General features: G+C 58.3%; 12 protein-coding genes and 1 other RNA gene. 4 read left to right on the top strand and 9 right to left on the bottom strand.

The window, feature by feature from the left end; genetic code table 11:
• Nucleotides 1-11: 11 nt before the first annotated feature.
• Nucleotides 12-296 (bottom strand): DUF427 domain-containing protein, encoded by a 285-nt coding sequence (locus RBB81_RS13740; protein WP_158945193.1) that lies wholly within the window; start codon nucleotides 294-296, stop codon nucleotides 12-14.
• Nucleotides 297-532: 236 nt separating this feature from the next.
• On the opposite strand from RBB81_RS13740, the gene RBB81_RS13735 reads away from it, so the two are divergent.
• Nucleotides 533-802 carry a hypothetical protein gene (locus RBB81_RS13735; RefSeq protein WP_353071027.1) on the top strand — a complete coding sequence of 90 codons (270 nt, stop codon included), beginning with the start codon at nucleotides 533-535 and terminating at the stop codon, nucleotides 800-802.
• 94 nt (nucleotides 803-896) lie between these two features.
• Here the strand turns inward: RBB81_RS13735 and topA are convergent, their stop codons facing one another.
• From topA to RBB81_RS13715, 4 genes are all read right to left on the bottom strand, one after another.
• Nucleotides 897-3,803: a type I DNA topoisomerase gene (gene topA, locus RBB81_RS13730; RefSeq protein WP_353071026.1), complete on the bottom strand. Its 2,907-nt coding sequence runs from the start codon at nucleotides 3,801-3,803 to the stop codon at nucleotides 897-899.
• Between the two features lie 270 nt (nucleotides 3,804-4,073).
• Entirely contained in the window at nucleotides 4,074-5,258 is a 1,185-nt protein-coding gene (gene dprA / locus RBB81_RS13725; protein ID WP_353071025.1) for a DNA-processing protein DprA, read from the bottom strand.
• A gap of 96 nt (nucleotides 5,259-5,354) precedes the next feature.
• The gene (locus RBB81_RS13720) at nucleotides 5,355-6,128 is read right to left on the bottom strand and encodes a hypothetical protein (protein ID WP_179582557.1); all 774 of its coding nucleotides are present in this window, start codon (nucleotides 6,126-6,128) and stop codon (nucleotides 5,355-5,357) included.
• Between the two features lie 59 nt (nucleotides 6,129-6,187).
• Nucleotides 6,188-6,382: a DUF3565 domain-containing protein gene (locus RBB81_RS13715; protein ID WP_353071024.1), complete on the bottom strand. Its 195-nt coding sequence runs from the start codon at nucleotides 6,380-6,382 to the stop codon at nucleotides 6,188-6,190.
• 60 nt (nucleotides 6,383-6,442) lie between these two features.
• Here RBB81_RS13715 and RBB81_RS13710 point away from each other — a divergent pair, with 60 nt between their 5' ends.
• Nucleotides 6,443-7,285: a menaquinone biosynthesis protein gene (locus tag RBB81_RS13710; RefSeq protein ID WP_353071023.1), complete on the top strand. Its 843-nt coding sequence runs from the start codon at nucleotides 6,443-6,445 to the stop codon at nucleotides 7,283-7,285.
• Nucleotides 7,286-7,385: 100 nt separating this feature from the next.
• Nucleotides 7,386-8,090, top strand: coding sequence for a YqaA family protein (locus RBB81_RS13705; protein WP_246373481.1), 705 nt, complete (start codon nucleotides 7,386-7,388; stop codon nucleotides 8,088-8,090).
• A gap of 10 nt (nucleotides 8,091-8,100) precedes the next feature.
• Here the strand turns inward: RBB81_RS13705 and RBB81_RS13700 are convergent, their stop codons facing one another.
• The 4 genes from RBB81_RS13700 to ffs all read right to left on the bottom strand — a co-directional run bounded on the left by RBB81_RS13700 (nucleotide 8,101) and on the right by ffs (nucleotide 11,115).
• Nucleotides 8,101-8,787: a hypothetical protein gene (locus tag RBB81_RS13700; RefSeq protein WP_353071022.1), complete on the bottom strand. Its 687-nt coding sequence runs from the start codon at nucleotides 8,785-8,787 to the stop codon at nucleotides 8,101-8,103.
• The gene (locus RBB81_RS13695; protein WP_353071021.1) at nucleotides 8,787-9,359 is read right to left on the bottom strand and encodes a PadR family transcriptional regulator; all 573 of its coding nucleotides are present in this window, start codon (nucleotides 9,357-9,359) and stop codon (nucleotides 8,787-8,789) included. The genes RBB81_RS13700 and RBB81_RS13695 overlap by 1 nt, the downstream gene beginning before the upstream one ends.
• 361 nt (nucleotides 9,360-9,720) lie before the next feature.
• Nucleotides 9,721-10,737, bottom strand: coding sequence for a beta-ketoacyl-ACP synthase III (locus tag RBB81_RS13690; RefSeq protein WP_353071020.1), 1,017 nt, complete (start codon nucleotides 10,735-10,737; stop codon nucleotides 9,721-9,723).
• A 280-nt stretch (nucleotides 10,738-11,017) separates the two neighbouring features.
• Nucleotides 11,018-11,115: signal recognition particle sRNA small type (gene ffs / locus RBB81_RS13685), an RNA gene on the bottom strand.
• A gap of 162 nt (nucleotides 11,116-11,277) precedes the next feature.
• Between ffs and RBB81_RS13680 the strand changes: the two genes are divergently transcribed.
• Entirely contained in the window at nucleotides 11,278-12,738 is a 1,461-nt protein-coding gene (locus RBB81_RS13680) for a GH1 family beta-glucosidase (protein WP_353071019.1), read from the top strand.
• Nucleotides 12,739-13,234 lie beyond the last annotated feature (496 nt).

Genomic DNA, 13,234 nt, shown 5'->3' with positions numbered 1-13,234 from the left:
TTTTACCTTAGCTATTTCGTGACTTCGACACCCCGCCAGAAGGCGATGTGGTGCTTCACATTGCGCGCCGCCGGCTTCGGGTCGGGGTAGTACCACGCCGCATCCGGGTTGTCCTGGCCGTCCACCACGATGGTGTAGTAGCGGGCCTGGCCCTTCCAGGGGCAACTGGAGGTGGTCGAACTGGGCTTCAAAAACTCTCGCTTTACTGACTCTTCGGGGAAGTAGATGTTTCCCTCGACCGTTTCATAGGTTTCGCTTTCGGCCAGTGTCTGGCCATTCCAAACTGCCTTCGCCATAGTCCACTACCTGCATTCTTTTCAACGAGTTACGTTCGTTAGCCAACGCCCGGCGATCATTGCCGGGGACATTAAGAAACCGTGAGGCCGTGATGCATTTGTAACAGAAACGATGCAAAAAAGGAAAGTCGCGGATTTTCAGGCTTGGCGCAGTTTCAGATTGCCCGCGGGTCGACCAGTCTGCAAGATTGCGGTGTCAGGAGGATAATTGGAGCTAAGGTAGAGGGAGCTGCTGCATGAAAAGCCGAATCGCCATTTGGGCCACCGTGGGCGCGATCATTGTCTTCGTCTGGAGAGTCTATATCTCGGCGACTCTTTCGAATCCGCTTGGTACAGGCGGCCTTGGACGGGCTCTCGTCTATCTAACCTGCCCGATCGCGATGGCACGCCAACACCCGCAGGGCTTCTACTTCGTCCTGATTGCAAATGCCGCAACCTATGCATTAGCCGGTGTCATCGTGGAAACCACGCGGCAGTATTACCACGTTCGCTCGAGTCCAAACTGACCCACTACCGAGTTTTCAGGCTTGGATCACGCGAAGGCGCGCTGACCGGTCCAGGAGTCCTCCACAGCGCATCTCGTCGTTCCCTTGCCTTCTGTTAAGCTACGCTCTCGACAACTGCCCGGGTCTTCTCAGGATCGGGCCGTTCGATGACGGGTATCGGAGCCGGCCCGGCAATCTTTTTCTCGTAAGTGCACGGCGGAGTCGTCGGCTCTTCTTCCGGAGCGCCCTTCTTCTTGCGGCGTTTCGGAAGCGCCTCACGATTGTTCGGACATACGAGGTAGGTGCCCTTGTCGTTGACCACCTCAAGGACGTATGCGCTGTCGCACTTCGGGCAGGTCTGGTTCACCAGCTTCAGGTTCGAGGCGAAGTCGCACTTGGGATAGTTCACGCAGCCGTAGAAGAGATCGCCGCGCTTGGTCTTGCGGACGGCAATATCGCCGCCATCCTTCGGGCACTTTACGTCGAGCAGCTCCTGCTTGATGTACTTGCACTTCGGATATCCGCTGCAGCTGATGAACTCGCCGTACTGACCGTTGCGGAGAAGCAGAGGTTTGCCGCACTTCGGGCAGGCCTCTTCCAGTTGGACCGGCGGCTTCTGCTGGACCTTCTGGTTCAGCTTGCGAATCGTCTTGCAGGGCGGATCCTCGTTGTAACCGGGGCAGGCCATAAACGGTCCCCAGGGGCCGTTGCGCAAAACCATCGTGCGTCCGCAGTTATCGCAGGCCTCCTCTTCGGGCGTCTCGTCGGCTCCGGGGGCGCTCAGGTCGGGCTTTGCCGCGAAGTTCTCCTTGGTGAAGTCGCAACTTACCGGCTCGACGGTGATTTTCTTGCCGTGCTCGCCAGCGTGCGCGATGGCAGCAGTCATCTCCTTCGCATCGCCGACCTCCTTCGAGAACTCAATCACGTCTTCTGTCGTTGCCTTCACGATCAGCGGGAATGCGAATGCACTTGTAACCTTTTTCGTTACAGCTTTGGGATCCTTCTTCCAGGGTCCGGCCGCAATCGTCATCGGCTTTACCTTGGTGAAGTTGCTGCAAGAGTAGAAGCTGCCGAACTTGCCCCACTTCAGAATGAGAGGACTACCGCAGTTGTCGCAGATCTCGTCGGTCTTCTGCTCCATCCGCTTGACGTCTTCCATGTTGTCGCTGGCGACGTTCAGCTCCTTCTCAAAGTGGTCGTAGAATCCGCTCAGCAGATCCGTCCATCGCTCCGTCCCATCTTCGACCGCGTCGAGTTCCCCTTCGAGCGTCGCGGTGTATGCGGTGTCAAAGATGTAGGGAAAGTTCTTTACCAGAAGCTTTGTAACCACCGTACCAATCTCGGTCGGCACAAACTTCGACTGGATTTTCTTCACGTAGTCGCGATCCTGGATCGTATTAATGATGGACGCATAGGTGGAAGGCCGGCCGATTCCCTTCTCTTCGAGCGTCTTCACGAGGCTCGCTTCGTTGAATCGCGGCGGCGGCTGGGTAAACTTCTGCAGCGGATCGAGCTTCTCGAGACGCAGTGCCTCGCCGTTGCTCAACTCCGGCAACCTTGCTTCTGCCTCATCCTCTTCTTCACTTCCTGCCTGCGCGGCTGCCCCTGCATCTACAACTGGCTTTGCGGACGCCTCTTCCTTCGCGGCCTTATCTTTGGCTGCCTGGCGAGCGCGCTTGTCTTCCTCTTCGAACTTCAGGTGCCCCTCAAACTTCAACACACTGCCGGTCACGCGGAAGTCGTAGGCGAGCTTCGCCTGCGCGACGATATCCACAGTCGTCTGGTCGAAGACCGCTGGCGTCATCTGGCTCGAGACAAAGCGCTGCCAGATCAGCTTGTAGAGTCTGTACTGCTCGTCACTCAGATACTTCCGGATCGAGTCCGGCGTGTACTTCACGCTTGTCGGCCGGATGGCCTCGTGTGCGTCCTGTGCCTCAACCTGTTTTTTGCCGAGATACTCGTTAGGGGTTGCGGGCAGATACTTCGCGCCCAGCTTGCCAATAAATTCGCGAGCCTCTGCAATCGCATCTGCGCTGACACGGGTGGAGTCGGTACGCATGTAGGTAATAAGACCGACCGTGCCCTCGGAGCCAATCTCTACTCCCTCATATAAACGTTGCGCCACGCCCATCGTGCGTCGTACGTTGAAGCCGAGACGACCGGCAGCATCCTGCTGCAGTTTGCTGGTCGTGAACGGAGCCTTCGGATTGCTTCTGCGCTCCTTCTTCTCAACCGAGCGAACACTCCACTTTGCAACCTTCAGCTCGCTGACAACCTCGTCTACCGCCTCGTGATCAGGCAGCGCGTTCGACAGAAAGAGCTCTTTGCCCTCTTCATCTTTTCCGTTTGCAACACGGGCGGGAACGCCATTGACACCGACAAACCGTGCCGTAAAGCTCTGCTTATTCGCAGTCGGCTCAAGCTGTGCATCGATGGTCCAGTACTCCACTGGATTGAAGTCATTAATCTCCTGCTCGCGCTCGACGATCAGCCGCAGCGCGACGGTTTGCACACGTCCCGCCGAAAGCCCGCGCCGAACCTTGTCCCAGAGCAGCGGAGAGACCTGATAACCCACCAGCCGGTCCAGCACGCGCCGCGTCTGCTGCGCATCCACCAGATCCTCATCAATATCGCGAGCGTTCAAAAACGCAGCCTGCACGGCCTTTTTGGTGATCTCATTAAAGGTGACACGCCGAACCTTCGACTTGTCCTTCATCATCGGCAGCAGCTGAATCGAGAGATGCGCGGCAATCGCCTCGCCTTCGCGGTCGGGGTCCGGCGCAAGGTAGACCATGTCCGCCTTCGACGCCAGCTTCTTCAGCCGATCCACCACCTTCTCTTTACCTGGAGACACAATCAGCGTCGGCTCGAACGTCCGCCTCTTCAGCTCTACGCCGATGTCGTTCTTCGGCAGGTCCATGATGTGGCCGATCGAGGCCTCCACCACGTAGTCGCTGCCGAGATACTTCCCAATCGTCTTCGCCTTCGCCGGCGATTCGACGATAACTAATGATTTACCCATTTGTTCCCTTCATCCACCAGAACGCATTGCCGAGGCAAAACGTTCCACACATCCTTATTCCATTGCGAACCTAACACGAGTTCTGCAAACACGTCATCTCGCCATGATTCCTCAACTGACGAAATCGGACTGAGAAGGTCATAGCACAGCAACTCAAACTGACAAGCCGACCCACGCTGTGGATAACTCGCCAAGTCGAACGAAACTCTGAGCTTACGTTTATGTTTGCGGCATCCACTTCGCCGCAGGAATCAACCTTGCCACTGAGACTCAAAACGCTCGCACATAATTTTTTCCGGGCAGTTGCCGAACGCGTCCTGCAAGCTCCAGTTCGAACAGCGCGGTAAAGATCTCTGCGGATCCCAACTCTGCCTCCAACTGTTCGATCAGCTCGTCCAGTTGCGTCGACTCATCGTGCCGCAGCTTTTCGAAGACGATCTTTTCGTGCTCGGGAAGCGGCGTATCGTTAAATAGAGATGCAGCACCTCCCGGTTTCGATTCAGAGCCGCCTCCGGCTGCTGCCTGCTCGTCCTCCAGGGCCAGCCTGATCTGCGATGGCAGATCCTCCCAGATGTCCTCCCAGGTAGCCGTCAGCTTAGCCCCCTGTTTTATCAGGGTGTTAGGCCCCCATGCGTTCTTGTTCGTCACGTTCCCGGGGACGGCATAAACGTCGCGATTCTGCTCCATCGCGCACCGCGCCGTAATTCTGGTTCCGCTGTACTCGGCGGCTTCGATGACCAGCACGCCGACGCTCATTCCACTCAGAATCCGGTTGCGAATAGGAAAGTTCTGCGGCGCAGGAAATGTTCCGAGCGGGTACTCGCTGACGATTGTCCCCCCGGTCGCGACGATCTGCTCCGCCAGTTTCTTATTCTCTTTGGGATAGATGACGTCGATGCCCGTGCCCCACACCGCGACGGTCTTTCCACCAGCTTCGATCGCGCCCTTGTGCGCGGCAGTATCGACGCCACGAGCCATGCCGCTGAGGATCACCATCCGCCGATTCGCCAGGTCACGCGAGAGCAGCTCCGCCATCCCCGCTCCGTACGGCGACGGCTGTCGCGTTCCCACGACCGCAATTCCCGGCCGCGCCAGCAGAGAGACCTCGCCGCGGATCCAGAGCGCCGACGGAGGATCGTAGATCTCACGCAGCCGTTCAGGGTAGGCCTCGTCTTCAGGCGTCAATATACTGCCGCCGGCTTCGCCTACACGCTTCAACTCGTCTTCAGCCGCTGCCTTCGCTTTGCCTTCGAAGACAAACTGCGCAGACTGCGCCGGCATCCCCGCGCCTTCCAGCTCGGTAAGCGAAGCCTCAAGCACCCGCTCCGCTGCGCCCAGCCGATTCATCGCCTTCCAGATTCGTGTGGGTCCCATTCCCGGCGTCAGCGTCAATGCCACCCATGCCAAACGTGCCTGTTCCTTTACTACTGCTGCATCCTGCTGCGCCAAAGCCATTCATCGTCCTCTTCATCGGTATGCTTCGCAAGCCTCCGCCCTCGACGATTCTCAAGAATCAGCGCTGACAGAGGCTCACCGTCACTGTATCGCATCTCACGCGACGAGGTCGGGTGCGAAACTCTCCGCAAGAATAAAAGACGCGCCACTCATCGCCAATGCAACTAGAAGGCTAGTGAATTCGTCGCCATTGCGCGGTTGGGCTGCGACGCGGGGCACGTGAAGTATAACGACCCAGATAAAAAACATTGTGCCCAACAGGATTGAGGCAGTCCGCGCCATCTGCCTGGTAACGATCGCCAGAGCAGCTGCGACAAACGCCACTCCGACAAAGTACGACCAGAAGAGGCGCGCGGGAATCCATGCGGGGACAATTGTCGCCACAAACTTCGCATACAGGAAATGCTGCACGGCGAAGACCACAAGCGCGAGAGCAAACCCGACGCGCCCGAAGATGGCTAAATGTGACAAGACCTTGTTGGTCGGCTCAAGCCTGAGCCCGTCCGGAATCTCGATCCTGGCCAGCACGAAGGCGCCACCCATCAAAGCCAGAAGCTCGAAGCCGCTGGTCCAGGGATCGGGACTATGCGGCTGCGCGATGAGCCTGGGGAGTTGCAGAAACAGGACGTACAAAAACAGAGCAACACCCAAAAGCGCCGCCGCCAGCCGCGCCAGTTTTTCCGTCACGATGCAGACCGCAACCGCGATCAGCGCGGCACCGGTCAGCACAGCTACCGCGTGCGACCCCGGTATCCACGGAGGGCCAGGGATCGGGCCCTTCAACCCTGCGACATAGATGAAATACTCCACGCCGAAGAGGGCCATTGCGATGGCAAAGAAGAGGCGGCCAGCTTTCAACAATCCATCCATTCTTTCTGCTCCCTTCCGAATGAACTGTGCAGTCTCGCGAGAATCCTACTACCAACCTGCTATTTTTCCTCCTCATCGCACCTCTTGCACTCCATCAAACTCCCGATTCGCGCAGCCCTTCCCTCTTCCGTCGTCACCCATTCGCGCACCGTCCACGGGGGATCATGCCGCACATGCTGCCCATGACCGCAGTCCAGCTGGGTCGCCCAGTGCTGCTGTTCATCCTGATAAAAACCCACCACTCGCCTCAGCATCGAGCACGCCTCCTCCACATCCAATAAACTAGTCCTTTGAACACTTCGTCTTCATCTTCCATGCTTCGTGTCGCTGCCATCAACTTTCTCAACCCCGCACCGCTGATGTGGGACTTCGAGCACGCACCTCTCGCGCAGGAGCTGGCACAGCGCTATTCGCTGCACTACACCCAGCCCTCGCAGTGCGCCGCCGAACTTCTCGCATGCCGCGCCGACCTCGGCCTTATCCCGATCGCAGCGCTCACGCCGGAGCTTGCCGTCGTCCCTGGCTGCACCATCGCTTCGCTGAACGAAGTTCGCTCCATTCAGCTCATCGTCAAATCTCCTCACACGTTCAGCACGGTGAAGACGGTCTCGGCCGACACCGCCTCCCGCAGTTCGCTCGCCTACGCCGAGATCCTCTTTCGTAAGTTCGCCAACAACTCTCCCACGTTTCATCCCGCGCCCGCCGACCCCATCGCAATGTTGCAGCAGGCAGATGCTGCCATCCTGATCGGTGATCCTGCCCTGCTCGCCCTCGAACACCGGGAGCAGATCGAAGCGGCGGTTGGCCCGTGCCAGTGGTTTGATCTCGCTCGCGAGTGGCACATCCGCACCAACGTACCTTGGGTTGCCGCAGTCTGGGCCGTGCGGCCAGAGTCCCTCGGCGCCCCTCGCCTCTCCGCCGCTCAACTCGTCGAAGACCTTGAAGCCTCGCGCAATCATGGCCTCCTGCACATCGAAGATCTGGTCGAAGAGTGGACTCCACGAATCAACCTCAGCCCCGCCGTCATCCGCCACTATCTTTCCAGCAACATCCACTATGTTCTGAATACGGATTGCATGCGTGCCATCAAACTCTTTCGCCAGTACGCCGCGGAGGTTGATGTTCTTCCCGCGCTGCCCGATCTCCGCTTTCTGTAAGTCCTCTGTTATACTCGCGGCTCAACCAATCTTTTAGAATTTCAGCGACTTCTCCTCCCTGGGTCGCGTCTTAATCTCTATGAGCCTGCGCGCAGCTGCCATGACCCTATCCAAGAGCCTCGCCGCAGCAGCGCAGACGGCTGCCGCAGCACACCGCGCGCGCAGTCCGTTCCTCCATCTGCTCTTCAGCTTCGGCCTCTTCGGCGTCTTCCTGGTCTCGATCGTCGACAGCTCCTTCGTTCCGCTCCCTCTGCCCGGCATCACCGACATCATGATCATCGTGCTTTCCGCGCAGCATCAAAGCTGGTTTCTCTTGATCCTGCTCGCAACAATAGGCTCAGGACTCGGTGGATGGTTCAGCTACCAGGTAGGCCAGTCCGGAGGCATGGCTTTCCTCGAAAAGCACGTTCCACCTCGTGCCTTCAAGCGCGTCTGTGAATGGATGGAAAACCACGCCATCCTCTCCGTAGCCCTGCCGGCGATCCTGCCACCGCCGATGCCGCTTAGCCCCTTCGTCCTCGCGGCTGGCGCGCTGAATATGTCGCGCAGAAAATTTCTCACCACCTTCATTATCAGCCGATGCCTGCGGCACACGGTTGCGGCTTGGCTTGGGATCCACTACGGACGGCACATCCTCCATCTCTGGAACAATCTCTCCGACAAGTACGCGACCCCTGTTCTCGTCGTCATCTGGACCGGGATTCTCGCAAGCTGCGCCTTCGCCTTCTGGAAGCTCTATAAGACCTCGCGTGCCGTCCACCCCCGCTCTCGAGGCCTCGCCAAGCCTTCTAACACCACCGCCTAAGCTCAAGCCTTTACGTCACAGCCTTCGCCCGCGGAGCGAACTTACGCTGGTAGTACGCCGTGGTCAGAATAATTGCAGGCACTCCGATCATCGTCGGCCACAACCACACGTACCAGTGATTGCCAATGACTCGCGTTAGCGTGACCACGCTGAAGGCGGACCACGCTGCGATGTAGCTTCCAATAAAATTTCCGAGATGCGTGTACCACCAGAACATCTTCTCCTTCGGCTTGCGCACGAACGAGAGCAACTGAGTCGCCGCGCCTCTCATTCCGATAAATCCGAAAACCACGCCCACCAGCGGAATCACCTCAATGGATGCGGGACGGAACCACGACAGCCACGCCAGCAGCGCGCTCGTCGCAAAGGTAACGACGCCCGCAATCCAGTCGATGGACTCTGCGCTACCGCCGCGCGCCAACTCCTTCAGCCGCAGAACGCGAAATCCCGAAAACGCAAAGTAGAAGCTGAACACCGCCACCAGTGCCAGAAACCGCACCGGGAAGAAGAACGCCATAGGGATTGCAGTCGCCGCAACGATCCCCATCGACCACAGGTAAACCTTCCCCCAGCGTTTATGCTGCTTGCCGCCCTTCGCCGTAGCCAGCGCAACGGGAGCAAGTAGAAACGACGAAGCCCCCGCAGCAATATGAATCGCAAGAAAGATCTTTACCCACAACGGATCGAGTGCATGCATCACCGCCTCCTTTTTTCCTTGCTCTCTATCTCATCCAACTCCGCCAGCGTCTCCCTGCACCACTTCGACATCGCTACGCTGTAATGTCGTCCGTAGTTCAACGTCATCAACCAGTACGGCAGATTAGGATCATTCGCCTCGTCCTGCCGCAGTTGCTTCGCCGTCGCCGTGTACACCTTCAGCGCCCGCTGATGAAACTCCATGTTCGAGATCACATGCTCCCGATTGACGCTCGTCGAGACATGCGCGCCGAAGAAGAGCTTCAACAACAATTCGTTCCTGGCCACCTCCTCGGAGACCGGAATCTTCAGCCACTCCTGCAGCCGTTCTCGTCCCTCTGCCGTAAGCGAATACAGGTTTCGGTCAGGCTTTCCCTTGTTGCGCTCGGTCTTCTTCTCGATCAAACCCGCTGCCGCAAGGCGCTTCAACCCTGGATAGATCTGTCCATAACTCTCGCTCCAGAAGTGCCCGATGGATTGAGCGACCATCTGGCGAATGTCGTATCCGGACATCGGCCTCAGGCTCAGAAGTCCAAGCAAAGCATTGGGAGTCGAACCGCCTTCGATCTTCATAGCTCCAAGATATATATCTAAAAGATATATTAAGCAAGAAAAAATCCCTGAAACCTGGGACGGACAAAAATCAGAGGTTAAATGAAAACGGGTGAAGCATCTCCGCCCTCACCCGCTCAAAAATCTTTTAGATCCCGTGCTTTAGAAACTGTCCTGCCGGACGGGCCCACTGCGCGTGGAGCGGGCGTTCACACGCCTTTTTAAAGCTTCGCCCGGTCCTCCCGTTGGTCGGAATCAACTTCTCCTCCGACCAACGGGAGGACCGAAGCAGCTAGCCTCGCCAAGACAAAGTACACACGTCACGAAGTGACCGCGCTCCGCGCAGTGGGCCCGTCCGGCAGGACAGTTTCTGGACAGCCTCTTAAAACTCCCACCGCAACAAAGTGGCTCCCACGGTAAAGCCAGCTCCAACACTAGCCAGCAGAACGAGATCGCCCTTCTTCAACCTCTTCTCTTCAAGCGCCGTCTGCATCGCCATGGGGATCGTAGCCGCCGTGGTGTTGCCGTACCGGTCGATGTTGATGATCACCGACTCCTCCGGCATGCCCAGTCGCTCCGCCGTCGAAAGAATGATCCGCTTATTCGCCTGATGCGGAATAAAGCAGCCAAGGTCCTTCCCTTCCACGCCGTTGCGCGTCAGGATGATCTCCGCGGCCTCCGCCATCTTGCGCACCGCAAACTTGTACACCGCCTGCCCATCCTGATGGACATAATGCATCTTCGCTGCGACCGTCTCCGCAGTCGGCGGATTCAAACTTCCCCCACCCGGCATATTCAGCGCTGCCGCACCAGAGCCATCGATCTCGTGCCAGTAGTCGACCAGCCCGATCTCTCCGTCTTCGCATGGCTCGAGCAGCACCGCGCCAGCGCCATCGCCGAAGATTACGCAGGTCGCCCGGTCGGTGTAGTCGATGATCGAGCTCATCACATCCGCTCCGATCACCATCACCTTCTTGTGCATCCCGCTCTCGACCAGCTTCGCCCCCACCTGCAACGCATAGGGAAATCCCGAGCAGGCTGCCGAAAGATCGAACCCCCATGCTCCCTTTACACCGAGCTTGTCCTGCACCAGGCACGCCGTCGCCGGAAAGAACATATCGGGCGTCACCGTCGCGACGATGATCACCTCCAGCTCACTGGCCTCGATGCCGCGAGCCGCAAGACACTTCTTCGCCGCCTCCACCGCCAGATCGCTGGTCGCGACACCCGCCTCCACAATATGACGCTCACGAATTCCCGTCCGCTCGGTAATCCATTGGTCGTTGGTTGCGACCATCTTTTCCAGATCCGCATTGGTCAACAAACGCGGCGGAACATACGCCCCTACTGAACTGATCTTCGCGCGTACCCGCGTCTGCGGTCTCAACGTCAAACTCAAACTCTCACCTCATCTAGTGTCAAAGCAATAAAAGATAAACCCGTTTTCAAATGAACCGTCGTTCACCGTCGGACCATTCTCTCTGAGAAGCGTACGCGTGTCACGTTCCCCTGACGAGTTCATTGACGAGCAGCGACCCAAAAAAGACACACCTCGCCCTTCGGGATTGGCGAATCTCACAAATGTCCTGAGCGGGAAAAGAAGGAGGAGGGATAGTGCATCGGGCGACCTACTGCGCCATTGCGAGAGGCTGCGGCGAAAGTAGAAGCAGGGAAAGATTGTGCACCGGGCGACCTACTGCGCCCGTAATGACCCGTTACCGTTGCTTCCTTCCGGACCTGGCGGGGTTGGCGGGATTACGTCGCGTAGGACCCGGCACATGAGCTAGTTTACCACTTCAAACACGAACTGTGCTCGCACCGCTATCTCCATCTGGTGCAAAACTTCGCGACAAATCGTCGCAAATCTTTTTCACTCGCCGTCGTTGTCATCTCTTGTTTGAAGCAGCTACAATTTTTGGCATCTTCACGAGGGTCTATTTTGCTCAATCGATTTAGCCGCCGCACTTTCGCCCGTCTGCTCGGATCTGCCGCACTCGCCCCCACCGCACTCACAACCATCGCCACACCGGCCTCCGGCGAAGTCGCTCCCTCCGCACCTGCTGCGCGAGCCTTTCCAAAAGGCTTCCTCTGGGGATCCGCTACAGCGTCCTATCAAGTGGAAGGTGCCGTCAACGAAGACGGCCGTGGCCCCTCGATCTGGGACACCTTCTCCCACATCCCGGGCAAGATCAAAAACGGAGACACCGGCGACGTCGCCAACGACCACTACCATCGCTACAAAGAAGACGTGCAGCTGATGAAGGCGCTCGGCCTCAAGACCTACCGCTTCTCGGTCGCATGGCCACGCGTCTTCCCTCAGGGCACAGGCACACCCAATCCCAAAGGCCTCGACTTCTACCATCGCCTCGTCGATGAGCTGCTCGCAGCCGACATCCAACCCTACTGCACGCTCTACCACTGGGATCTCCCGCAGGCGCTCGAAGACAAGGGCGGCTGGCAGTCGCGCGACACCTCCGAGGCTTTCGCCAACTACGCAGGCTACGTCGCCGAGCATCTCTCCGACCGCGTCAAGCACTTTATGACGCTCAACGAGATGAGCTCCTTCGTCAGCGGATACGCCTCGCCTCGCCATGCCCCAGGCCTCACGCTTCCACCCGCTGGCGTCAACCAGGTTCGTCATCACGCGGTGCTTGCCCATGGCCTCGGAGTGCAAGCCATCCGCGCCCATGCAAAGTCCGGCACCAAAGTAGGTCTCGCCGAGAACGCCAGCGCCTGCGTCCCCATCATCGAAACGCCAGAGCACATCGCCGCTGCAGCCAAAGCCATGCGCGAGGTTAACGCCGGTTATCTCACCGTCATCATGGAGGGCCGCTACACCGACGCCTACCTCGCACACGCCGGAGCCGACGCGCCGAAGTTTACCGACGCCGACATGAAGGCCATCGGCACACCGGTCGACTTCGTCGGTCTCAACATCTACACCCCCACCTACGTCCGTGCCGACGACTCCCCGGCCGGCTTCGCTCGCATCCCCTCGCCCGAATCCTACCCGCACATGATGAGCCCCTGGCTGCACGTCGGTCCCGAGGCGCTCTACTGGGGACCGAAGCTCGCCGCGCAGCTCTGGAACATCAAGGAGATCTACATCACCGAAAACGGCGCCTCTTCGACCGACGTCCTCACACCGGACGGTCATGTGTACGACTCCGATCGCGTCATGTATCTCCGCAACTACCTCACGCAGCTTCACCGCGCCGTGTCAGAGGGCGTTCCCGTCCGCGGCTACTTCCTCTGGAGCCTGATGGACAACTTCGAGTGGGCCGACGGCTACGCCTACCGCTTCGGCATCCACTACGTCGACTTCGCTACCCAGAAGCGCACACCCAAAACTAGCGCGCACTTCTACCGCGAGGTCATCGCCCGCAACGGCCTTGCTTAAAGAACTCTTGACGGGCAACCGGACGATCATCTCCGGATTGCCCGCAGTTGGGCCTCAGTGCGAGCGTCAGTATCTCCTGCCCCGCAGCTGTCGAAGCCCTGGCTGAGTGCGTTGGCGATTTAGCACCAACTGGGACAACGGAGTGATAACTTCTGGATCGCGGACAATCCACTGGGAACGCAGAAAGGGTCTCGATATTAGATTGTCGGTGGCCAATCCCCAAATCGCAGGCACGTGTTGGGGAAATTCCGAATGCGTCCTTAAGAACGGCCCTGCCAGGACGAAACAAACGTGTATCGTTTCTCTGAAGTTGCTACACGACCGGGTTGGTTTTCCGGGCTGCGGTTGACGGGATAGCTATAAGGGGAAAATTCACCTTCGCTATCTCAGCGTGTACTACCATCAAGGATGGACGATGACGGGAAATCGCCCGTTAACCATGAACATCGCAATGACGGATTGACCAAAGAATCGCTTCAAACTCCAGGAGGTGCTT

Source organism: Tunturibacter gelidoferens, from assembly GCF_040358255.1.
Classification (GTDB): domain Bacteria; phylum Acidobacteriota; class Terriglobia; order Terriglobales; family Acidobacteriaceae; genus Edaphobacter; species Edaphobacter gelidiferens.
The sequence above is the reverse complement of the archived record's forward strand: the minus strand, read 5'-3'. Positions and strand labels throughout refer to the sequence as shown.